The 23671-nt window shown below is 59.9% G+C and carries 18 protein-coding genes; 8 read left to right on the forward strand and 10 right to left on the reverse strand.

The window, feature by feature from the left end:
* Positions 1 to 198: 198 nt before the first annotated feature.
* From ccsA (Q5H93_RS20015) to Q5H93_RS20050, 8 genes are all read right to left on the reverse strand, one after another.
* Positions 199 to 2787 carry a cytochrome c biogenesis protein CcsA gene (ccsA, locus tag Q5H93_RS20015; protein ID WP_305008441.1) on the reverse strand — a complete coding sequence of 863 codons (2589 nt, stop codon included), beginning with the start codon at positions 2785 to 2787 and terminating at the stop codon, positions 199 to 201.
* Positions 2788 to 2809: 22 nt separating this feature from the next.
* Positions 2810 to 3880: a hypothetical protein gene (locus tag Q5H93_RS20020; protein WP_305008443.1), complete on the reverse strand. Its 1071-nt coding sequence runs from the start codon at positions 3878 to 3880 to the stop codon at positions 2810 to 2812.
* A gap of 30 nt (positions 3881 to 3910) precedes the next feature.
* Positions 3911 to 4345, reverse strand: a complete 435-nt coding sequence (locus Q5H93_RS20025; protein ID WP_305008444.1) for a cytochrome c maturation protein CcmE domain-containing protein — start codon at positions 4343 to 4345, stop codon at positions 3911 to 3913.
* 127 nt (positions 4346 to 4472) lie between these two features.
* Positions 4473 to 4709 carry a CcmD family protein gene (locus Q5H93_RS20030; RefSeq protein ID WP_305008446.1) on the reverse strand — a complete coding sequence of 79 codons (237 nt, stop codon included), beginning with the start codon at positions 4707 to 4709 and terminating at the stop codon, positions 4473 to 4475.
* A complete protein-coding gene (gene ccsA, locus Q5H93_RS20035; RefSeq protein ID WP_305008447.1) occupies positions 4699 to 5364 on the reverse strand; it encodes a cytochrome c biogenesis protein CcsA in 666 nt (221 codons plus the stop codon). The genes Q5H93_RS20030 and ccsA (Q5H93_RS20035) overlap by 11 nt, the downstream gene beginning before the upstream one ends.
* A gap of 19 nt (positions 5365 to 5383) precedes the next feature.
* On the reverse strand, positions 5384 to 6052 hold the full coding sequence (locus tag Q5H93_RS20040; RefSeq protein ID WP_305008553.1) for a heme exporter protein CcmB: 669 nt from the start codon (positions 6050 to 6052) through the stop codon (positions 5384 to 5386).
* 134 nt (positions 6053 to 6186) lie between these two features.
* Positions 6187 to 9387 (reverse strand): hypothetical protein, encoded by a 3201-nt coding sequence (locus tag Q5H93_RS20045; protein WP_305008448.1) that lies wholly within the window; start codon positions 9385 to 9387, stop codon positions 6187 to 6189.
* 113 nt (positions 9388 to 9500) lie between these two features.
* On the reverse strand, positions 9501 to 10580 hold the full coding sequence (locus Q5H93_RS20050) for an NAD(P)/FAD-dependent oxidoreductase (RefSeq protein ID WP_305008450.1): 1080 nt from the start codon (positions 10578 to 10580) through the stop codon (positions 9501 to 9503).
* A 213-nt stretch (positions 10581 to 10793) separates the two neighbouring features.
* Between Q5H93_RS20050 and Q5H93_RS20055 the strand changes: the two genes are divergently transcribed.
* From Q5H93_RS20055 to Q5H93_RS20075, 5 genes are all read left to right on the forward strand, one after another.
* Positions 10794 to 11435, forward strand: a complete 642-nt coding sequence (locus tag Q5H93_RS20055; protein ID WP_305008451.1) for an MBL fold metallo-hydrolase — start codon at positions 10794 to 10796, stop codon at positions 11433 to 11435.
* 70 nt (positions 11436 to 11505) lie between these two features.
* Positions 11506 to 12240, forward strand: a complete 735-nt coding sequence (locus Q5H93_RS20060; protein WP_305008453.1) for a CDP-alcohol phosphatidyltransferase family protein — start codon at positions 11506 to 11508, stop codon at positions 12238 to 12240.
* A 144-nt stretch (positions 12241 to 12384) separates the two neighbouring features.
* Complete coding sequence (gene porU, locus Q5H93_RS20065) at positions 12385 to 16395, forward strand: type IX secretion system sortase PorU (protein WP_305008455.1); 4011 nt, start codon at positions 12385 to 12387, stop codon at positions 16393 to 16395.
* A 51-nt stretch (positions 16396 to 16446) separates the two neighbouring features.
* Positions 16447 to 17679 carry a type IX secretion system outer membrane channel protein PorV gene (gene porV / locus Q5H93_RS20070; RefSeq protein WP_305008456.1) on the forward strand — a complete coding sequence of 411 codons (1233 nt, stop codon included), beginning with the start codon at positions 16447 to 16449 and terminating at the stop codon, positions 17677 to 17679.
* Between the two features lie 180 nt (positions 17680 to 17859).
* Complete coding sequence (locus Q5H93_RS20075; RefSeq protein WP_305008457.1) at positions 17860 to 19095, forward strand: M16 family metallopeptidase; 1236 nt, start codon at positions 17860 to 17862, stop codon at positions 19093 to 19095.
* 86 nt (positions 19096 to 19181) lie between these two features.
* On the opposite strand, the gene Q5H93_RS20080 is transcribed toward Q5H93_RS20075, so the two are convergent.
* Both Q5H93_RS20080 and Q5H93_RS20085 read right to left on the reverse strand, forming a co-directional pair.
* Positions 19182 to 20549, reverse strand: a complete 1368-nt coding sequence (locus tag Q5H93_RS20080; protein WP_305008458.1) for an NAD(P)/FAD-dependent oxidoreductase — start codon at positions 20547 to 20549, stop codon at positions 19182 to 19184.
* Positions 20550 to 20614: 65 nt separating this feature from the next.
* Complete coding sequence (locus Q5H93_RS20085) at positions 20615 to 21307, reverse strand: carboxypeptidase-like regulatory domain-containing protein (RefSeq protein WP_305008460.1); 693 nt, start codon at positions 21305 to 21307, stop codon at positions 20615 to 20617.
* Positions 21308 to 21409: 102 nt separating this feature from the next.
* Between Q5H93_RS20085 and Q5H93_RS20090 the strand changes: the two genes are divergently transcribed.
* From Q5H93_RS20090 to Q5H93_RS20100, 3 genes are all read left to right on the forward strand, one after another.
* Positions 21410 to 21796 carry an ArsR/SmtB family transcription factor gene (locus tag Q5H93_RS20090; protein WP_305008462.1) on the forward strand — a complete coding sequence of 129 codons (387 nt, stop codon included), beginning with the start codon at positions 21410 to 21412 and terminating at the stop codon, positions 21794 to 21796.
* Between the two features lie 100 nt (positions 21797 to 21896).
* The gene (locus Q5H93_RS20095; RefSeq protein WP_305008463.1) at positions 21897 to 22217 is read left to right on the forward strand and encodes a (2Fe-2S) ferredoxin domain-containing protein; all 321 of its coding nucleotides are present in this window, start codon (positions 21897 to 21899) and stop codon (positions 22215 to 22217) included.
* A 79-nt stretch (positions 22218 to 22296) separates the two neighbouring features.
* Entirely contained in the window at positions 22297 to 23571 is a 1275-nt protein-coding gene (locus tag Q5H93_RS20100; RefSeq protein ID WP_305008464.1) for a BamA/TamA family outer membrane protein, read from the forward strand.
* The last annotated feature ends 100 nt before the right edge of the window (positions 23572 to 23671 follow it).

The following is a 23671-nucleotide window of genomic DNA, read 5'->3' on the forward strand; positions in this document are numbered from 1 at the left end:
AAATCGGGCTGGACTCCTAGGATGTCGGACCAGTTTACATGAGAACGTAGGCAAGTCCATTCGAAGCAAAGGGCTAATTGGTTAGGCGCCTAGAGCGTCGGACCAGTTAGCGAAGGCAGTAAAAAAGCTGGCCTGGCCGCGAGTAAAGCGTTACGCTTTACTCGCAGCCAGGCCAGCTTCCAGCTGTTATTTAGCAGTTCAGGCTATCGACTGCTGCAGGGGCTGCAAAACCTCGGTCGCTTCTTCGGCTGGTAACGCGCCGTTTTGCTCACGGCGGTTGCGCTGGCGCAAGCTCATGAAAAAGCCCAGGCCCATGAGTAGCGTGCCGCTCCAGAGTAAATTGATGAAAGGTTTTTCAGTGGCTTTCAGGATGATGTAATCTTTCTGCGTGGTGCTGACGCCAAAGCGGAATTCGCCTTTCTCCGGGTCGATGCTATTGAGGGTGATACGTACACCAAGGTCGTCGACTTCGTCGGGCACGCGGCCGATAAGGCGGTTGCGCACCACGAATACCGGATGCGCATGATACTGCCGCCGCTCGCCCGATACTATCATGTCGGCTTGCAGGGCCAGGTCGCCTTTCTGCAAGCCGAGGCCGGCTACCTCGTGGGCCGGCTCCACGGCCCGGAACACGGCGAAATAGTCGTTGAGGAAAATGGTATCGCCCACGCTCAGCGTGTGCTCGGTGGGCGTGCTCCATTCGCGCTCCTTGCGCGGGTCGAGCACCGAGCTGATGTGCGAGTAGATGTCGTGGCCCGCGAACTGCTTGATGGCTGGCGAAGCCAGCAGGCCGCCCATTTCTTCATTCACCTGGGCGCGGGGGTAGAGCACGAACTGCTCGCCCGATTCGCGGTCCTTGTAATTGACGCGGTAGTAGGTGTTTTCGGGCGAAATTTCGAGGGTGTCGCCGGTTTTGTAGTAAGTTTTACCATCGGTGGCGATGGGGCCGCGGGCAATGGCCTTGTACTCGTCGTCGGTGGGGAACAGGAGTTGCTTATTGATGTAGCCCGGCACGCCCGGCGCCTCAAAGTATTGGCCGGTGTAGGTCACGTCGTAGTTCTGCATGCGGGCGGCTTCGTTGCGCCACAGCAGCACGTTGTCGCGGTTCAGCTCCTCGGTGAACTCGCGGGAGTACACCATGCCCGACACGTTGCGCGAGATGATGTTGGAATAGCCCGCCGAAGCCAGAATACCTAGCAGCATCAGCCCGATACCCAAGTGAGCCACCGCGCCGCCCGACAGTTGAATACGCCGCCGCAGCAGCGTGAAAATGGTGCCGAAGTTGGCCAGCACGCCGAACAGGGCTGTTAGCAGCAGCACCACGTAGGGCGCTGAAATGGTGAGCTTATTGTAGCGCAACAGCAGGATAACCAGCGCCGTTCCTAACATCGCCAGCAGGGCCGGGGGCGTAAGCGAGCCGATAAGCGTGTTCTTATCGTTGCGCTGCCACCACATGATTTGGGCCAGGCCCGAGAAGAAAGCCACCGCCACGCCCATCCACAGCTGCGCCTTGGTGTAGTGCGCAATCTGGTCGGCCGGCAGGGCCATGTTCGACTTGATGCCCACGAGGCCCAGCAAGGCGTTATACACCGGAATGCTGGTAGTAGCCAGCACCTGAAACGCTCCCAGGCACAGCACCGTAGCGCCCACGAATACCCAAAGTTCAGGCTGGTACATCGTCAACTCTTTGGGCGAAACCGGGATGGATTTCCAGCGCGACAGCAGCAGCGCCAGCGCCAGCACGGTAAAGGCGCCGAGGTAAATTAGCAGCTGGCCCGATAAGCCCAAATCGGTGAATGAGTGGACCGAGGCATTGCCCAGCACTCCGCTCCGGGTGAGGAAAGTAGCGTAAAGGATAAGAATGAACGTGGTGATAACCAGTGTAAAAGAGGTGCGCAAACCCGTGCGGCGCTTCTGCCACAGCAGCAGGCCGTGCAGGCTGGCTACCAGCACCAGCCAAGGAATGTACACGGCGTTTTCGACCGGGTCCCAGTTCCAGTAGCCGCCGAAATTCAGTGTTTCGTAGGCCCAGTAGGCACCCATCATCACCCCCACACCCAGCACGCCGCCGCCAACGAGCGTCCACGGAATCGCGGGTTTCACCCAAGCTGTCAGCTCTTTTTTCCAGAGGCCGGCAATGGCGAAGGCGAAAGGTACCAGCGTGAGGGCAAAGCCGAGGAACAGCGTGGGCGGGTGAATCACCATCCAGTAGTTCTGCAGCAGCGGGTTGAGGCCGGTACCGTCCTTGGGTACGAAGTCGGGGTTCATCTTGAAAACCGGCAGGTCGACCATGAAGTCGCGCAGCAGGATGAAGGGCGAGGAGCCGATTTTGACGTTGCCCAGCACAACCCCCAGAATCATGGAAACCAGGAACATCTGTACGGCGCTGAAGATTGCCATCACCGGGGCCTCCCAGCGGCGGTTGAAGCGCATCACGCACAAGCCCAGCACGACGTGCCAGAAAATCCAGAGCAGAAACGAGCCTTCCTGGCCTTCCCAGAAGCAGGAAATCATGTAGTGCACCGGCAAGTGGTTGGAGCTGTGGCTCCAGGCGTAGTAATATTCGTAGCGGTGAGCGTGAATGATGTTGAACAGCGCGCCCACTACCAGCAGCACCGCCAGCCCGTGTACAAAAAATGCCCCGCGGGCCAGGCGTAGCCAGCCGGCATGAACGTCGCCCAGGGCGCGGCCGCGCGCGGCCTGGAAGTAGCTGTAAGCCGCCACCAGCGCTGCCGCGAAGGCGACGATGACGCCGACGTGGCCCAGATTGCCGATAAGTAAATTCATAAGCTAGGAATAAAGCGCAAAATTACCGCCCAGCCGCCGGAGGCGGCACGTCGAGCAGCAAATGGTCGGTAAAAAAGCGCCCCCGGGGTGGGTGGCAAGTAATTTCAACGGCTATTTTCTGGAGGCCCGCAGCTTGCCAGGGCGCGGCGGGCAACTGAGCCTGCCGCGCATTGCCGGGCTGATTGACCAGCTGGCGGTGCGTTAGAACGCGTCCGCTCTGCGGGTCGGAAATAACTACCGACAGGTTTGAATTACGCGGGTAGTTCCGCAGGGGTAGTTCCAGGTAGGTGGCAGTTGCGGCAAGGGGCGTCTGGGCAGAAATGGGCCGCTCGAAAGCTACCCAGCGCTGCTGAAGCAGCACGGGCGGCTGAGTATCAGTTGTAATCTGATAGCAGTACAAGCCAGCGGCCGTCAGCGTGTCGGTCGTATTGTAATCGGGGAGGGGTGTGCCGTAGGTATCGCGGCCGACGGGCAGAATGCTGCGGACCTGGCTCCGAAAGTCGTGCTGCTCGTGGCGCAGAACCCGAAAGCTGGTTGCTGTGCCCAATGAATCGGGTAGCTGCCAACTCAGGGTAACAATTCGTGCAGAAAGCGCAGGTGCGACGGATGGTGTAGTGGGCAATGACAGCGCAGGTATTCCGCTTGCCTGGTGGCTGACTTGCAGGGTAAACTGGCAGAAATCCTTCAGATAGCCGTCCACATTCAGCAAGTAGGATTGGCCCGCCCGTGGTAGGTTCAATTCGACAAACACATCATCCTGCATGCCCAGGGAAGTGCAACTCAGCACTTGGTAAGTGGCCGGCTGGCAAGGCTGGCCGGCGAGCACTACCAGCTGCACGCCACGAATGTCACGGCATTTCTGGCCACCGATATTGACAAAATAGCGACCCGGCGCCGGAGGCGTAAACTCGAACCACTGGTCGTTGTGGTACTCAATGCACTTGCCGGTCAGACGTTCATCCACGCACGCACGCTGCACGGTGCAGCCGGTGGTTGAGGAAGTTACTGTTTCCTCCAGCTGCAACACCCGCCGACTGTCAATGTTGTCGTTGGCAACTTGGGCTGTGGCCGCCAGGGCGCTCCACCACAGCAAAAGGACTAAAAGCCTCCGCACTATGGGCATTTAGCGCGCTGCCGTAGCGCCATCAGCCGCGTTCAGGTCTTTCTTCACATACTTGCTAGGGCACTTCAGCAAAATGTTGTCGGCCATGAAGATGTCGCCTTTCATACAGCCCGTAATCACTACCTGCTCCGATTTGTCAAAGTCCTGCGGCTTGGGATTGTTGTACACCACGCGCTGGGCCACCTTGTTGGTATCAACGAGCGTGAAAGCGAAGTAATTGGGGTCCAGCATCGGGTCGTATTGCAAGCCGACGGGCTTGTTCTGGGTATCGCGCGGCAGCTTGCCCACCACGTGTACTTTGGTGGTGTTGCCCTCGGCCGCCCGCTGCCGGGCCTCGCCAAAGCCCACGTACACGCTGGCATCGGCAGTAGTGCTGAGGATAATGGCCGCCGCAATGGCGATGATGGCAATGGCAAAAATATGAGCCTTCTTCATAGACCGCAGATTCAAACAGATTTAACAGATGAGACGGATACGCCCGCTACGCGGGCTGGCTTTGGGGGGAGCTGACCTTCAAATCGGGCAACAGCTTTTCTGCTGTTGGGGTGCCGTTTTGCCAGGGTCAGGGTTTGATTTCTTTTTCGAGGCGGCTCACCTTGCGGTCGAGGGATATCAGATAGACCAACATGCCGGCCACGATGATGGCCACGGCGACTACTACCACGTATATTTTGCCGTCTTGGCGCAGGGCGTCGGCCATTTCGGGCGCATCGGTTTCTGTTTGAGCCCAGGCAGCGGCTACCGAGCTCACTACGAGGAGCAACACAAGCGCCAGCTGGCGCAGAACGTTAGTTTTCATCCGATTTCAATTGCAAAAAGGTCAGCCGGCTGCTCACCTGCGTGAGCCAGAAGGCGAAAAGAATCCAGCCCAGCACGGCGGGGTAAAACACGAGCCGCATGGTGCTATCAAGGTCGTAGGAGCTGAAGCCGGGGTTGCCGGTTTGGCCGGGGTGCAGCGAGGGACCGCTGAGACGTGGCAGCACGAAGAGCAACGGAATAGCCGCCGCGAAGGCGAAGATGTTGTAAATAGCCGAGATGCGGGCGCGCTGCTGCTCGTCGCGGAACGAGCCGCGCAGCACCAAGTAGGCGCCGTAGATGAGCATGGCCACGGCGGCGCCGTTGAGGCGCGGGTCGGGCGTCCACCAGGCGCCCCAGGTGTATTTGGCCCAGAGGCTGCCGGTAGCCAAGCCCAGCACGCCCATCAGAATGCCGGTTTTGGCCGATTCGTGAGCCAGCACGTCGAGCCGGGGCGAGGGCTGCCGCAGGTACTGCATCGAGCGGAATACCGAAGTGCCGAGGATGACAATCATCCCGAACCACATGGGCACGTGGAAATACAGATTACGAATGGATTCGTGCAGCACCGCCAGCCGCGGCACCGGCAGCAGAAACCCCGCGATGGCCGTGTACAGCAATAGTAACACCGTTACGCCTTTCCACCAGTTTTTTTTCATCGCTCACAAAGCCACGGGATTAGCCGCGCCACAAAAAGGGAAATAACAAGTACGAAGTCGCCGCTACTATCATGTTCAGGGCCACCAGCGTGAGCACCGAGCCCTGGCTTACACTCCAGTCGAGCCCATCGAGCGCGTTTTTGCTGACCTTGATGAGCAGCAGCAGCATGGGTACCATTACCGGGAAACCCAGCACGGCCATAAGCGTGGCGCCATTGCCGCCCGCCTTGGCCGCAATGCCCGACACCAGCGTGAGCGTGGTGGCAAAACCTACTGCGCCCAGCACTAGGTTGGCCAGAAACAAGCTGATATCCTGGATGGGATTACCAAGGAAGATGGTGTAGAGCAGCAGACCCAGCAAGGCTACGATTAACAATAGCAGGGCATTATAAAGCATTTTGGCCAGAATAACGGCCTGCGGCCGCACCAGCGTGTAGTAGTAGAGCCGCTGCCCGGCGCTTTCCTGCATGAAGCCTTTGGCCACCGCATTGACGGCCGCAAACAGCAGGATAACCCAGAACAGCGCATTCCAGGCCGGGGCCGGGGGCGTGCCGCCGCGCAAACTGAAGCTCAAGAAGCTCACGAACACCGTGCTGCCCACGTAGAGCAGCAGCCCGCCCAACGCCGCCCGCTGCCGCCATTCCAGGCGGAAGTCTTTGGCTAGCAGAGTGGATATTTCGTGGAGCAAGGGCACGGCTACGAGGCGTAAATCAAGCCGCAAAGATACGACCGAACCCGCCCTGCACGGCCAAAAAAACAGTGCTCCCGGCCGCGGCCAGAAGCACTGCTGCTTGAATTATGAAATTGGCGGCAGGTGATGATTTAAAAATCGTAGCCCAGCGAGACGTAGAATTTGGGCGACTTCACCACGTAGTCTTCCTGGCCCCAGGCTACGTCAGCTTTGATATAAAAGCCTAGCATTGTGGTGCGAAGTCCGCCGCCGTACCCAATGAGAAACGGCAGACCGTAGCCCGAAACATTGCCAAAGAACGAGCCCGCGCCAAATTTTGTGGACTGACTCACGAATGGATTGCCGCCGGAATACGCATTGCCCGCGTCGAAGAAGCCGGTGAGCTGCAGGTTGCGGAAAAAGCCGGAATAAATGGGCCGCCGCGAAAAATACTGCACAATGGGAAAGCGCAACTCGCTGTTGAACAACAGATAGCTGGAGCCGCTCACGGCGCTGTAGTCGAAGCCGCGCAGGTTGGTCACAAATTGCTGATAGAAGATGCCGGTCGGGTCGGGAGTAGCATCGTTGGGCAGGCGCGGCTCGGAATATTCGGCGTTCAGCCAGTCGTCCATGCCACCCAGGCGAAACTTAGGCATGTCTTCGAGCCGGCGCGGGCCGAAAAAATGGCCGAAACTCACCCGGTTGGCCCACACCAGCGAGCGGTGCAGGCGCTGATAATGACGAAGGTCGATGACAAATTTGGAGAAGCCCTGGCCCGCGCCCAGGTTGTCGAGGCTGGTGATTGAGGCTTTCATTCGCGTACCCGACATCATATTGACACCCGTGGTAATAGAATTATCGAATACCAGCTCGCCGGCAAACCCGAGGTAATTCTGCGTCTCGTCGCTAGTGGCGGTTACGTCATTGGTGCGGGTGCGAGCGAGGTTGACGTAGCGTGGACCGCCGCGCACGCTCAGATTGTGCGTGAGCGGGTACGAAATCGTGGGTGCGATTTCGTGCCGCCCAAAGCGGAAGCGCGTCGAGCCGTTGTTGAAGTCGAAGAAATATGCCTGCTTCTGGTAGGCAATACTCCAATCGTAGCGGCGGGTATAATTGGTGTAGGAGGCCGTAACGTTGCTGCTGCGCAAATCTATCGACCCAAACAAGCCTGCGTCAATGCGCTGATTTTCGAGTACATCAGTCAGGTTGGCCCGAAACTGGAGGCCCAGCCCCAGTAGCGGGTCGAGGTGGAGCGCCGTCGAAATATTATCGACCATAAAGCGCGGGTCGTTGCGGAAAGGGCCGGTCAGCTGCGGGGTTTCGGCCGCCTTGGGAGCAGCGGCGACCACATCGCGGCGGCGGCGGGCAGCAGCGGGGGCCGGTTCGTCTTCCTCAAACTGGTAGTTGCTGGTGTTTACCGTATTACTGGCCGGGCGGCGCGGCGTGGTACTGCGTGCTTTTGCTGTATCAACTGCAACTGCGGTTGACTTCGTGGCCGGTTTGGGCGCGGGTTTAGGGGCCGAGCGGTCTTCTAGGGTTTGCTGGCGGGCAGTTTTGGTCAGGGCTGGGGTAGGGGAGGCGAACTCCGGGTACACGTACAGCAAATCGCGCCCCTGAAACGGCGATACCAGGGCCAGCGCCTGGGTGGTGGCGTTGTAGTCGAAGTCGTTGACGTTGAGTAGAAAACTGCTGAGCAGCGTCCGCTGCTTTGTTTTCAGCGAATAGCGGTAAAGGGCGCGCACGCCGCTCTCTTCGCCCAGGTACACAATCTCATCGTCGGAAATAGCGCGGGGTCGCAGCTCGTTCGAGATGGTGCTCACCAGCGTTTCCACCGGAATGGGCCGCTCGTCGAGGTGGTAGAGAAACAAGTCGTAGTTATTCACCACGTTAGGGAACGTAGCCGGCCGTGCCCGTCCCGTCGAGTCGAGGTAGCGGTTGGAGCCAAAGACGATGCCTTGGCCGCCGGGCAAAAATACCGGCTGCACGTCATCAAACAGGTCATTGGTCAGTTGCTCGGCGCGGCTGCTGCCGGCCCGCAGTAAGTACAAATCGTTTTGTCCGTTGCGCACCGCGCTAAACACCAATGATTTTCCATCGGGCGAATAGCTCAGGCTCAGTACCTGGTCGTAAGCGGCAAAGAGCGAGGCAGGGCGGCGGAACGCGCCGGCTACCCGGCGCAGCAGCCCGCGTCCGCTGGCTTCGCGCAGCTGCAGAGCCATTTTGCCACGGCTCATCTCAGCCACTGCTACTTGCGCGTTGTTGCGCCAGGCCAAGGCGGGAAGGCGCACTTCTACTTGCTGGTCAGGGGTTTTGTAGCCGCCCCGGCGGATGGTGTGGCGCTTCGAGCCGTCGCGGTTGGCCACCAGCACGCGGTAGCGGCCGCGGTCGTTCACGGCGTAGGCTACCTGCTGGCCATTAGGGCTCAGAACGGGCTGCGAGAAGGTGGCGTTGCGGCGGTTGCGCCCGCTGCGCCGGAATTGGTCGTCGGGCAGTACCAGGGTGGCGGTGGGCGCCCCATTCAGGTCGCGGTAGTACGTCAGCCAGTCGCGCAGAAATACCTTGAACGGCACATTCAGCGATGAACTAATACCGACCTCAATGTCGCGCGTAATTCGCGTCAGGTTCAGAATGTTCTGAATGGAAGTGTAGCCGTAGCGCTCGGCCACGTAGTTCCAGATGCTCTGGCCGGCCAGCTTGGGGTCGCGCAGAAAAAACGGCGCGGTGCGGTTACCGCTGGGGTACTGTCGGGTCATGTCGCGCATGTAGCCGTCCATGTCAACGCTCCAGCCCTCGGCGGCATAGGCCGAAGCACCACCGATAAACCAGTCGGGCAGCCGCAGTAGGTAGCTGCTTTGCAGCACTTCCTTCAACGAGCCTCCGTACATCATGTCGTTGAGCAGCACGCTGGTAATCTGCGTGCTGAGCTCACGCTTAAACTCAGTTTGCTGGCCGGTGAAGGCAATCTGCACCTTGCTCATGCGCGTCAGCACCGACTCGCCGCCGGTCACCTGCTGGTCCGAGTTAAGGCCTATGTTGCTCTGGCGCAGGTCGCCTACCGAGTTATAGAGCAGCAGCGTCGTTTTCGAGTAGGGATAGTACCCGATGAGCGCCGTGATGCGCTGCAGCTCCTTTTCGGCAAACTCGGCAGTGTGGCGGGCATTGGCTTCGCCACCATCGTAATAGTATACCGTGAAGTTCTGGGTGGCGAGCTGATTCCAGTTGAAGCGCTTATACTGAATCCGTACCCGGCCGAAGGGCTCCTGGGCGGTTTGGGCGCGGGCCGTCGGTGCCAGTGTGAGGGCCGTGAGCAGGGCCGCGCCAAGTCGCAGCTTCGAGGAAAAAGAAAAAATCATACGAAAAACGAAGGCAGTAAGCGGCCGGGCAATCACGCGAGGCGGTTCCAGCGCGGGCCGGGATTCTCGCAACAAACTTCGGGCAACGAAAGAACAACGTACGACGAAAAAAATTATGAGCCGGCGGCCGGGCGGTACAGCGCCGCGTAGCGCCGCAGGTCCACTTCGGGCCAAAGCTCGGCTTTGCCTTCCAGCCAATCGGCCAGCAGCCCGGCCAGGCGCGGGGCCAGCAGCACACCCTTCGAGCCGTAGCCCCCGCCGAAGCTGAGGCTGGGCACCGTGGGGTGCGGTCCCAGCAGCGGCTTGCGGTCGCGCACGGCCGGGCGCACGCCCGCCCGCTGCCCCACTACGGCAAACGGCTGCTCGGTGATGGCCGCCAGTCGCCCGCTCAGCTCCTGCCGTGCGGTCTCAGTTGGCCCATCGGCAAACGGTGGCCAGCGGTAGGTAGCGCCCACCCGAAACCGTCCGCCTCCCACCGGTACCACATAGGCGCCCCGGTTGAGCACCTGCGCCGAACTCAGGCCCGCGCATTCCACATCCAGCACCTCACCCTGATTAGGGGTGAGGGGTAGCCAGTTGAAATAAGGATTTTGCGTGGCCGCCGCGCCTTCGCAACAGATAACATGCCGGGCCTGCACCCGCCCCGCATACCTGGCACCGGTCGGGTCGGTAACGAGCTTGGTCCAATCAAAAGTTTCGCGCCACAGCCAGCCCTCGCGCTCGCCCTGGGCGGCCAGGGCGGCCAGCAGCTCGCGCACCAGTACGTGGCCGCCGTGCCGCAGCCAGGCCCCGCCCAGCGGCGCCTGCACGCCGGGCAGGCCGGGGTCGGTGGTTGCGAGGCTGGCCACGTAGTCGCCCCAAGGGTGGTCAGGGCTACGGGTCAGCAGCGCGCTTTGCTCGTCGAGCGAACCAAATATCTTGAAAATGGGCGCCTCGAAGAAAAACTGCTGGCCAAAGCACTGTTCCAGCTCGCGGTAGAAGCTGGCGGCGGCAGGCAGCAGTTCATTGGCGTTCCAAGTGAGGGCGAAGCGTTTGCCGGCCACCGGGTTGATGAGGCCAGCCGCCACGTTGGAGGCCGAATCGGCCTGCCCGGGGTCGAATACCAGCACGCGGTAGCCGCGCTGGCGGAGTACGTAGGCCAGCGTGGCGCCCGCCAGGCCGTGGCCCACCACCAGAAAGTCACAGTCAGTCATGAGTGGCAAGGTAAGAGCCGGAAGGGGAAATAGTCGGCTGGCCGCACGATACGGAAGTGGTAAGCTACTATCGTTGCGTCGATTATTTTTTGATATTAAACTTTGGCAGTTAACAAATTATGCTTTTGTGGTTTTAGGCTTCTCTGCTTCCGGCTGTGGTGGCTCCTCCATTTTTCCCGTACCTTTCCGCTTTGCTCATTGGTTCTGGTTCGAATGAAAGTCGTCGGGTTTACCTTCAACGCGTTTTCCGAAAATACTTACTTACTGATTGATGAGGCCAGCCGGGAGTGCGCCATTGTGGACCCCGGCTGCTACAGCCCCGCCGAGCAACAGCAGCTACGCCAGTACATCGAAGCCAATAAGCTGACGGTAAAATTGCTGCTCAACACCCACGCCCACATCGACCATGTGCTGGGCAACTACTTCGTGCTGAGTGCCTGGCCGGACACTCCTTATCTGCTGCACCCGCTCGATTTGCCCACCCTGCACGCAGTGCCGCTTTACGCCACGCCCTATGGATTTGCGGCCTATCAGCCTGCCGAGCCCACCGGCGAACTGGCGGCCGGCCAGGCCGTCCGCTTTGGCCATACAGAGCTGGAAGTGCGCTTTACGCCGGGGCATTCGGCGGGCCACGTGGTGTTTTACCACGCGCCCACGGCCACGGTCATCGGTGGCGACGTGCTGTTTCGCCAAAGCATCGGCCGCACCGACTTGCCCGGCGGCGACCACGCCACGTTGCTCCGTAGTATCGAAACCGAGCTGCTGACCTTGCCTGACGCCACCACGGTATACCCTGGCCACGGACCTGCTACTACCATCGGCTTCGAGCGGCAGGCCAATCCTTTTCTTGCTTAATCTGTCGTGAATCAGAAAACTCCGGCCCCGGGCTGCAGCGGTTTTCCTTCTCGTTTTTATCTCTGAATTAATGCTCAAGCGCAGTATTCCCAATGCCGTAACCTGCCTGAACCTGCTGTGCGGGTGTCTGGCGCTGACGTTCATCTTCGCCGGGCGTCTCGATGTGGGTGCCTACTTCGTGGGCGCTGCCGCCGTGGCCGACTTCTTCGACGGCCTGCTGGCGCGGGCCCTGCGGGTGTCGTCGGCTATCGGCAAGGACCTGGATTCGCTGGCCGATATGGTGTCGTTTGGCGTGGTGCCGGGTGCCATCCTGTTTCAACTGCTGATGCAGACGCAGATAGTGGCCCCCAACCCCGGAAGCCACTTCGCGATGGTGCTGCCCGGCCCGATGGATGCCTTGCCATTCTTCGCCTTCCTGGTCACCATTTTTTCGGCGCTACGGCTGGCCAAGTTCAACAACGATACCCGCCAGACGACCTCTTTCATTGGCCTGCCCACGCCGGCCTGCACGCTGGTAGTGGCCTCGCTGCCGCTCATTCTGGAAAACGACCAGTTCGGAATTGCGCCGTTTATTTTAAATCCTTGGGTGTTAGTAGCGCTCACGGTGCTGCTGTCGGGCCTGCTAGTGGCCGAACTGCCGCTATTTGCCCTCAAGTTTAAGAATCTGCGCTGGGCCGACAATCGGCGCCGTTTTTTGTTTGTGCTGGTGGCGGCAGGATTATTGCTGGTGCTACAGGCGGCCGCAGTGCCACTGGTGGTACTGATATACGTGCTGTTTTCGATTCCCAAGCCCGTCAACCGCTGATTTTTTGCGAGCTCACCGAACAATAATTACCGGGAAAAGCAGTTGAAGAAGCCGCTGCCGGGTTGAACCCCCGGCTTGGTCCCGGTGTTGCGGGGCCACTGCCTCGGCCTGGCTCGCCGTCTGTTTTCCCTAATTTTTACGTGTATGCGTTATCTTTTCCTTCTGCTTGCGCTTGCGGGATTTACCACCACGACAATGGCTCCGGTGCGGGCGCAGTCGGGCGGCACCACCGCGCACGGCGTCATCAAGTGGGGCGGCACCACGGAAGTACCCAGCCGCAACAGCCGCAAACAGCGCGTGCCCACCTTCGCCGGGGCTTACTACAATCTGGATGACCAGGTAGGGATGTTTTCGCTGCGCCTGACGGGCAACGTACTCGATGGCCAGCTGACCAATACGGTTTACGAACCTTTCCCGGCCGAGGAAGCCAAGCTTTTTAGTCTCAGTAAGCTGCCCGCCGGACCCACGCCCACGTTGCGTTCGGGCACCGAAATGAAGCAGCCCATCACGCACCTGAGCCTGGGTACGGTGCGCCGCAATAGCCAGACCGGCCAGCCTGAGCGCCTGGTGTCGTTCGACTACGTCTATTCGCCCACCGCCGTAGCGGCCCGGGGTGGCCGAGCCCGCGGCCATGCTGCCGGCTCGGTGCTGAAAACCGGTGAATGGTTTAAGATTGGAGTGGCCGAAAGTGGTATATACAAGCTGGATTTCAACACCTTGCGCACAATGGGTGTTAACGTTCAAGGCATCGACCAGCGCCGCATCAAAGTGTATGGCAACTCGATGGGCATTCTGCCGCAGCTCAACTCTACCTATCGCCCCGACGACTTAGCCGAGAATGCTGTGATGTTTGTAGGTAATGCCGGCAATACTTTCGATGCCAGCAGCTCTCTGCTATTCTACTCGCCCGGCGCTCACACCTGGCAGTACACCAACGGCACCTTTCAGCACCGCAACAATATCTACTGCGATACTACTTACTACTTTATTACCGTAGGCGACACGCCAAACGGCCGCCGCGTAAGCCCCATGGCCCGCCCGGCCACCACCGGCAGCGAACCCAGCATCACCACCTTCACCGACCGGTATTTTTACGAGCACGACCTTGCCAACCTGCTCTATTCGGGGCGCGAATGGGTGGGGGATGGCTTCAGCTCGGGCACGGCAAAGAACTTTACGTTTAGTGATGTACCCGATTTGGTGGTAGGTTCGACCCTACACGTGAAGTCGGCAGCAGTATCGACGGCGACACTAAGCACTGCCTTTCAGCTCACCCTGAATGGGGCGCCGCTGGGCACCCAAACGCTGGCCCCTACGCAAACCTGCGGCTACTGCCCGGTAGCAATGCCTACTACTAATACTTTTCAGGCCTCGGTACCAGCCGGGTATGGCAATTCCCTGCAAATCGGGATGACATATAACTCGGGTAGCAATGCCAACGCCTACCTCGATTACCTGGAAATAACCGCGCAGCGCCAACTCCGGCTGAGCGGGGCGCAGCAGGAGTTTCGTTCGCTGGATAACATTGTACCGCAGGCTATTAGCCGCTTTGTGCTGAGCAATGCCACCGACGCCGTCGTGTGGGACGTAACCAACCCGCGCAACGCCCGGGCGCCGCAGTTCGATGCCGCCACGGGCGAGTTTTGGGCCCTCACCGATTCGGTGCGGGAGTACGTGGCCTTCCGCCCCAACGGCACCCTGAAAACCGTGCGCAGCTTCGGCCGGGTAGCTAACCAGGACTTGCACGCTCTGAACAGCAACGGCTTGCTGGATATGGTAATCGTGACCTACCCGGCCTTCAAGGCGCAGGCCGAGCGGCTGGCCAATCACCGCCGCACGCACAACAACCTGCAGGTGGCCGTGGTGACAACCAACGAAGTATATAACGAATACAGCTCGGGCGGGCAGGATGTGACAGCTATCCGCGACCTGATGAAGCAGGTATATGACCGTGCCCCGGCCGGCAAGCATCTGTTTCTGCTGCTGTTCGGCGATGCTTCGTACGACTATAAATCGGACCCGATGAACGACAAGACAGCGGAGCCAGCGTGGTGGGCGCAGCGGGTGCCGTTTAAGAACACGGCTGATTTCGACCGCTACAACCAGAACTATGTGCCGACTTACGAGTCGCGTGAGTCGTTCGTGCCCTTCTACTCGCTCACCGGCGAAGACCGCAAAAGCTATTCTTCCGACGACTATTTCGGTTTCCTGGACGACCACGAGGGCGAGTGGGCCGAGCCGGTGGCGGGCTTTAATGAGTATCAGGATATTGGCGTTGGCCGTCTGCCCATCCGCACGCCCGTTGATAATCCCCGTTCGGCTGTACATGCCGAGGAGATGGTAACCAAGCTCCTTGGCTACGATGCTACCGCTTCATTCGGTAAGTGGCGCAACCGCGTGACCCTGACCAGTGACGATGGTGACGGCGGCATTTTTGCCCTGGAGCAGACCAATGGCCTCTCCGGCTCCGATGAAATTGCCAGCCGTATTCAGACGACGTATCCGGTGTACAATATCCACAAGGCTTACCTCGATATGTATCCGCAGGTAAGTGTGGCTGCCGGGCAGCGCTCGCCAGAGGCCATGAAGGCTATTGACGCCTCGTTTGAGCAAGGCTCTCTGGTAATCAACTATCTGGGCCACGGCGGCCCCAAGGGCCTGACCGATGAGCAGATTGTGACCAATGCCTCCGTGATGGCCCTGCAGAACCCGAACAACCTGGCCTTTATGGTGACGGGTACCTGCGACTTTAGCACCTACGACAGCCCCGATATCGTGTCGGCGGGCGAGCAGGTGCTGACCGACAATATACAGGGCGGCGCCGTCGGCTTGTTTACCACCACCCGTGTGGTCGATGCCAGCCTGAATGCCGGCCTCAACAAGGCTTTCTACAATCGTCTGTTTCAACGTATAAGTAATCGCCACCCCAGCATTGCCACTATCACAATGCTGAGTAAGAACGATTACACGGGCGGCGGGACCAACAACCGCAATTACACCCTGCTGGCCGACCCCAGCATGGTGCTGGCGTACCCTGAGCAAACCGTAACGCTCGACACCATCAGCCGCCACCAGACCCGCAACGGCGCAATGGCCTGGGTAGTCAGCGACACCTTAAAGGCGCTGACGCAAGTGCGGCTCAAAGGCCGCGTGCTCGACCTCAACGGTAACGTGAACACCACCTTCAACGGCACAGCCCAGATTACGATTTTCGATAAGCCGACTATTTCGAGAACCTTTGGCGACGAATATTCCCGGACCAATATGCCAGGCGATGCCCCGCAGGATATCAAGGTGCAGGAAAGCGTGGTGTACGGCGGTCAGGCCACCGTTATCAATGGGCACTATACGGTTACGTTTGTGGTACCCAGGGATATCAACTACAGCCCGGGCCTGGGCAAGGCCAGCCTGTACGCCTTTGACCCCACCCAGCATATCGATGCCCACGGCTACCGAGGCACCGTGATAGGCGGCAGCGGCACCGGTAGCGGCGACAACGCGCCGCCTGTTATTGGCTTGTTTATGGATGACGAGTCGTTCGTGTTCGGCGGCACTACGGCCCAGAACACCACGCTGCTTGGCGACCTGAGCGACGAAAATGGCATCAATACCACCGGCGCCGGCATCGGCCACGAGATTACGGCCACCCTTGATAATGACCCCGTGAAGGTGGTGATTCTCAACGATAGCTACGTGTCGAAAGTCGATGACTTTACTTCCGGTCGGGTCAAGTACCTGTTCAAGAACCTGACGCTGGGGCCCCACGTGCTGCGCGTAAAAGCCTGGGACACGTATAACAACTCGTCCGAGAAGGAGATTGAATTCGTAGTATCGCACAATGAGCAACTGGCCATCAACCACGTGCTGAACTATCCGAACCCGTTTGCGGGCAACACCACTTTCATGTTTGACCACAACCGGGCCGGCGACGACCTCGATGTGCAGGTGCAAATATTTACCGTAGCCGGTAAGCTCGTGCGTACGCTGCGTAGTACGGTGTTTGGCAGTGAGGCCCATCAAAAAGGCCTCACCTGGAATGGTCGTGATGAATACGACGACCAGCTCGCTCGCGGCGTCTATATTTACCGGGTTAGCGTACGTTCGCCTGGTAACGGCACGGCTTCAAAATTCGAGAAGCTCGTCATCCTGAACTAAAATCCGCTTTTCTTTGTGCCCGGGCTGTATGTAGCCCTCATTTCCCTTTCTATGCAGTCTTTGTTTTCCCGGTCGCGCGGGGCACTGGTGGCAGGCCTTTCAGTGGCCGCCCTTAGCGCTCAGGCTCAGAGTCCTATTACTACCATTACTACGGCAGTACCCATCCTCACCTTGGCTCCCGACTCGCGGGCTGCGGCCTTGGGCGAAGCTGGAGTGGCCACCTCGCCCGACGCCAACGGCGCTTACTTCAATGCGGGCAAGCTGGGCTTTGTGCCCACCAAGTTCGCCTTCTCGCCTTCCTACGCGCCCTGGCTGCGCAACGTGACCGACGACATGGGCCTGGCCTACCTGTCCGGCTACGGTAAAGTGGGCACCCGCTCAGCGCTGGGCGTGTCGCTGATGTATTTCGACCTCGGCGAAATTGAATACCGCACGGCTCAGAACCAGGCCAATGGCTTGTTCAATCCCAAGGAATATTCCGTTACGGTATCCTACGGCCAGAAGCTGACTGACAATTTTGGCGTGGGTGTATCGGCTCGTTATATCCGCTCAAACCTCACCGGCAGCAGCACGGGTAACGATGCCCGCCCTGGCAACGCCGCTGCCGTCGACCTGGGCGCGTACTACAACAAGGACGCCACCATCGGCACCGGTCTTTACAACCTGGGTTTCGGCCTGTCGATTCTAAACATCGGTAACAAAATAACTTACACCGATGCCACCAACCCCAGCTTCTTGCCTACTACGCTGAAGCTCGGCACGGCTCTCACCCGTGAGATTGACCAGTACAATAAAATCACGCTGGCCATCGACGCTACCAAGCTGCTGGTGCCCTCGCCTTATTACGAAGAGGAAGTGCTGACCGGCACAGCCCGTCAGGAACAGCTGGAGCGCATCCGGGACCGCAACGTGGAAATTGCCCAGAAATCCATTGTGAACGGCATCTTCAGTTCGTTCAGCGATGCGCAGGGGGGCTTTAAGGAGGAGATGCGTGAAATCAACCTCTCGGCTGGCCTCGAATATACTTACAATGACCTGCTTATGGCCCGCGTGGGCTACTTCTACGAACACCCCACTAAAGGTGACCGTCAGTACGTAAGCATGGGTCTGGGCGTGCGCTTCAACGTGTTTGGCATCGACGGTGCCTACCTCGTGCCCAACTCGCGCGCCAACCCGCTGGCCCAGACTATCCGCGTGTCGCTGCACTTCAACTTCAACAAGCTGGCCGAAGCGTTTGACGAAAACGGCGCCGGTGGCACCAGCGGCGACGTGCCAACGAACTAATTTTAGGGTAGCCAGTATCAGATAGTCGGTAGTCAGACAATTGTTTGGCTACCGACTACTTTTTAGCGGAAATCCAACTACTGACTACCTTGTATCGACTACTCTCAGAAAATTATGCTCAACCGTACGCTTGCTCCCCCCATTCAGCCTCTGGCCCGCGTAACGTTACCCCCTACTGCTGTGTCGGTATTGCCCAGCGGGGCGCGCCTGCATGTGCTGGCCAATGCCGCACAGCCCGTGGTGCGCCTGCAGGCCGTGTTCCGGGCCGGTAAAACGGTGGAGCCGCGCCCCGGCCTGGCCATGCTCACGGCCCGGATGCTGCTGGAAGGCACCACTACCCGCAGCGCCCGCCAGATTGCCGACGAAGTGGCTTTCTACGGTGCCTCGCTGGAATGCGACGCCGGCCTCGACCGCTCGACGCTCACGCTGTATTGCCTTACGCGCCACCTGCCCACACTGCTGCCGCTCGTGACGGATGTACTGGCCAACCCCGCCTTCCCGGCCGACGAGCTGGCCCAGCTGAAAAAGCGCACCACGCAAAACGTGCGCGTGGAGCGTCAGAAAACCAGCTACCTCGCCTCCGAGCGGTTCAACGAGCTGCTGTTCGGTGCCGATAAACCCTATGGCCGCCCTTTCGACAGCCCCGCCTTCGAGGCTCTGACGGCCGAGGAAGCCCGCGACTTCCACCACGCGGCTTACAGCTTCGGCAACGCCGAGATTTTCCTCTGCGGCGACGTGGCCGAGCTGCAGCCGCTGGTGGCCGAGGCCTTTGGCACTACCACCCGCGAAACCGCGCTGGAAACCGGCAGCGACGCTGAGGCCGCTCGCGACTTCGAGCGCGAGGCCCTGACGGTGCAGGTGCCCGTGCCCGGCAGCCTGCAGGCCTCCCTGCGCTTGGGCCGCCGCTGGCCCATGCCGCACCACACCGACACGCACCGCCTGCAACTGCTGGTGAAAGTGCTGGGCGGCTACTTCGGCTCGCGGCTGATGAAAAATATCCGCGAAGACAAGGGCCTGACCTACGGTATCTATGCCAGCGTGCAGCCCCGCGAGCACGCCGCCGTGCTCGTCATCGGCACCGACGTGAATGGCGAAAGCGCCGAGCTGGCCATCCGCGAAATCAACCTGGAACTGCGCCGCCTGCAGGAGGAACTGATTCCTGCGGAGGAACTGACGACGGTGAAGAACTACATCCTTGGCAAATTCGCCAACGAGCTGTCAACGGTGTTTGAGCAGTGCGACAAGTACAAAACGCTCGTGTTTCTGGGCCTGCCGGCCGACTACTACGACCGGTATGTGCACGACATCGAGCACACCGATGCGGAAACCTTGCGCGAGCTGGCGCAGCAATATCTGTCGCCGGACGAGATGCAGACGGTAGTGGCCGGGCCGGAAACGACGGTGCTGGCGGAATAGCCTGTCATGCTGAACGCAGTGAAGCATCTTATCACGCCGGAACAATTGGTTCTAACGTGATAAGATGCTTCACTGCGTTCAGCAAGTTATACCTGAATAGCCGGCGGCGTCGGGTTATACTCCGTCGTGGCCGTGCGGTGCTCCGCGCTTTTCTTGCCCTGGTCATCCTTCATATCCTTGCGGCTGAAGGGACGGATGATGAGCCGCAGGGCCTGGTCGGTGCTGAAATAGCTGAAGGCCCAGTCGATGAGCGCCACTACTTTATTGCGGAAGCCTACCAGCGTCATCAGGTGAACGAACAGCCAGGTGAGCCAGCCGAAGAAGCCGCGGAAATGCACATCTTTGGGCAGGTCTACCACGGCTTTGTTGCGGCTCACGATGGCCATTGAGCCCTTGTTGAAATACTTGAAATCCTGCGGTGATTCGCCGCGCAGTAGGCGCTGGAGGTTGGCGGCGAGCTGGTCGGCGTGCTGCTGGGCTACGGGGGCCAGCATGGGCAGACCCTTGGGCATGTCGTCGGTGGTCATGAAGGCCACGTCGCCGATAGCGAAGACGTTGGGCAGGCCCGGCACCTGGTTCCAGCTGTTCACCGTGATGCGCTTGTTGCGGGTGATGGCCTCGACGGGCAGGCCGGGCACTTCGGCGCCGTTCACGCCGGCGGCCCACACCAGATTTTCGGTTCGAATGAAATCAGTGTCAGAATAGTAGGCGCGGCTGTCCTCGTAGCGCTTGATGGAGGTGTTGAGCAGCACGCGCACGCCCAGCTCGTCCATGTAGCGCTTGGCGTCGTCCTGCGAGGCCTTCGACATGGGGCCCAGCAGGGCCGGGCCGGCTTCCACCAGGTACACTTGCATGTTCTTGAGGTTCAGCTCGGGGTAGTCCTTCGGCAGCACGCTGCGGCGCATCTCGGCCAGCGAGCCGCTGATTTCGACGCCCGTGGGGCCGCCGCCCACCACCACGATGTTCAGCAGCGCCTGTTTTTCGGCCGGGTCTTCGGTGAGCAGGGCTTTTTCGAAGTTCTGGAAAATGAAGCTGCGCAGGTTCAGAGCATTGGGAATGCTCTTGATTTGCATGGCGTTGCGCTCGATGCTTTCTAGGCCGAAGAAATTGGTGAGCGAGCCGGTGGCCAGCACCAGGTAGTCGTAGCGAATGTCGCCAACGCTGGTAACGACCGTGTTGCTGGCCGAGTCGATGCGCTGCACATCGGCCATGCGGTAGAAGAAGTTCTTCTGGCCCGTGAAAATCTTGCGGATGGGGTAGGCAATGCTGTCGGCCTCCAGCGCGCCGGTAGCTACCTGATACAGCAGCGGCTGAAAGTTGTGGTAGTTGTTACGGTCGATAACTACTACTTGCACGGGGGCTTTGCGCAGCTGTTGGGCCAGGCGCAGGCCGCCAAAACCACAGCCCACGATAACTACGCGCGGCTGCGACGAAACCGGAAGATTGGTATCCATTCGGAAGAAGAAATGTCCACTCTTCTTAACCGCAAACTACCCGTCAGGGTTGTACCCGGGCTGGCTTAATAGTCGTCGTCGCTGGCCTTTTTCTTAAACTCGCCCTTCTTGACCTGCTGAATGAGCTGCAGCCAGCTGAAGGGATTGAGCAGCGGGTTGTTGGAATACTGGCTAGGGCCCATGCCCATGCGGCGGTCGTATTCCATCTGCTGGGTGCTCATGGTTTGGCGGTAATTGGCCACGGCACCCATCGGCTGCGAGTTGAAGATGCGGCGCATGAGCTGCTCGTTGAGGTTGTCGGCGGCTGCCGAGCCGCGCTCGGTGGGCATGCGTAGGGCCAGGAAGGCCTTTTTGAAGTCGCGCTCGGTGGCGTAGGGAAACACGCGCACCTCGGGCAGCACGGTGGCATCTTCGCGCAGTTGCACGATGACGGAGTAGCTCTGGCGCTGGTAATCTTCGGGAATAACTACCGTTTGGGGCGCGTAGCCCAGCGAGCGGACCACCACGCTGTCGCCGGCCAGCACGGCCAGCGAGAAGTAGCCGTAGGCGTTGGAGCTGGTGCCGCGGCCGGCTTTGGGCACGTACACGGTGGCGCCGGGCACGCCCAACAGGCTGTCGCCGCTGGCCACGATGCCCGTGAACTGCACTACTTTACGCTTGCCCTGGGCCTGGGCCGCGGGCGCGGCCAGCAACAGTCCGCCTACTATCAGCAGGATAACACACCAGGAACAACGACGCAGATACAGTAAAGCGGACATAATCACGGGGCAGAAGTACAAATATACGGGGCAAGGCCCCGGGCCGGCCGTACCTTTGGCGGCCAGAAGAGCCCCGGCTCAGCGCCGGGTTCCAGACACTAGATGCGCTTGAAACATTTCACGGTTGCGTTCGGGCAACAACTTTTTAAGGCTCTGGGCGACGATAGCCGCGTCCGCATCCTACACTTGCTGCTGCGCAACCGCGAAATGGTGGTGGCCGACCTGGAGCAGGTGCTCGATTTTACGCAAACAAAAACCTCGCGCCAGCTGGCCTACCTCAAAAACGCCGGCCTGGTGAGCATGCGCCGCCTCGACAACTGGATGTTCTACTTCATCAAGGAAGAGGCGGTGGAACTGCTGCAACAGTTGCTCGGCTTCATGGAAAAAGACCCGCAATTGGTCCACGACCAGCAGATTTACCAAACCCTGTGGTCGAACCGGGAATTGGCGGCGTATAAGCTGCAAAACCGCCGCTGGCAGGGAGAATAGTAGTGAGGTGGTGAAATAGTGAGATGGCGGGTTTGTTGTTCTGTCGATATTCACCGCCTTACCACCTAAACTCACCATTTCACCACCTCACTACTTCACCATGTCCCAGACCCGCCGCCTGTTCGTTTGCACCAATCAGAAATCGGGCGTGGGCGACGACGTGGCTAAGGCCCTGAAGAAGGAGCTGAAAATTCAGGGCCTGAAAAAGCTCTTTACCGGCGGCGAAAAGCAGCGCGTGCGGGTGCAGACCTGCAATTGCCTCGACCTGTGCAAGCAGTGCAAAAAGGGCCCGGGCGCCGCGCTTATCGTGTATCCGGAGGGCACGGTGTATGGCAACGTGCGGCCCAATGACGCCGCCGCCATCGTGGAAGACCACCTCGGCCGCGACCGCGTGGTGAAGCGGCTGCTGCTGGAAGAATAAAGGTTTGGGGGGCGGCGGCCAACCGTAGGGCGGCGGAATCCGTTGATACCGCACTCTACTTATCCATTTCCCGCTTCCCATGCGCTTCTTTTATTTGGCCGCCACCTTGCTGGGGGTGGCCAGCAGTGCCGCCGCCCAGGGCCCGGCCGCTTCCGAACCAACGGAACCCGTTACCGCTGCCTCCGCTATTGCTGCGCCGGCGCCGCTCGGCATCAAATCAACCAAGATTCTGGGTTTGCCGCCGCGGCTGAAGCTGCTGCCCATCCCGGTCGTCTTTTACCAGGAAGAAACCGGGCTGGGCTACGGGCTGGGCTTGCTGCTGAGCGGCCCGCTGGGCAAGGACGTGAGCGACACCACCACGCGCTCGTCGCTCATCCGGGCGCAGTACTGGACCACCACCGAAAGCCAGTCGCTGCTGCAGCTCACGCACACGGTGTACACGCCGGGCGAGAAGTTTTACCTGGCTGGCGAAATCAGTGCTTACGACCTGGGGCTGTTTTACTACGGCGTGGGCAACGACAATAAGAAAGAAAACGAGTCGGAGCAGAAATACAAGCTCTTCATCGTCAATCAGCGGATTCAGAAGCGCGTGGCCAAAGACTGGTTTGCCGGGGCGCAGTACCGCCTCACCGACGTCAGCGACATCCGCTACGATAAGGCGGCGGAAAACGGCGCGACTAACTTCTTCGCCCTCGACCCGCGGGTGAGCGAGCGGGAGCGGCGTGGCACCACGGTGTCGGGCCTCGGGCCGGTGGTTACGTACGACTCGCGCGACGTGGCCCTGGCCTCCTATACCGGCAGCTACCTCGACCTGAGCGCGACTTTCAACGGCAAAGGCTTAGGCTCCGATTTTAACTTCACCCGCTACCAGGTCGATGCCCGGCACTTCCAGCCGCTGTTTGGCTCCACCAAAACCATTCTGGCCTTGCACGCGCTGGGCCAGTTTCACTCCGGCGACGTGCCCTTCCGCGAGCTGGCCGGCATCGGGGCCAACCTGGGCGGCACGCTCTACAACAGCGCCAACGTGATGCGTGGCCTCTACGAGCAGCGCTTCCGCGACCGGCAACTGGCCGTGGTAGAAGCCGAGCTGCGGCAGTACCTGTTCTGGCGCTTCGACGTGGCCGCCTTCGGTGGCATTGGCGAAACGGCCTACAAGTTCAACGATTTCACTAGCGACGGCCTCAAGGGTGCCGGGGGGCTGGGGGTGCGCTTCCACTTCATTCGCCCGGTTGAGAACGGCGTGAACCGCCACTTCCAGCGTAGCCGCGCCAACCGCGTGAACCTGCGCCTCGACTACGCCGTGGGTACCGATAGCCCGGCGGCGCTGTACTTTGCCATCGGCGAGGCTTTTTAAGGCCAGCTGTTTGAACACGTTCGGAAGTCCTTGTGCGTAAGTACAAGGACTTTTTTTTATGCGCAGGGTAGGAAGTTTCGGTGCGCAAGCTCGGCTTTAT

It is taken from the genome of Hymenobacter aranciens, assembly GCF_030580865.1.
Classification (GTDB): Bacteria; Bacteroidota; Bacteroidia; order Cytophagales; family Hymenobacteraceae; genus Hymenobacter; species Hymenobacter aranciens.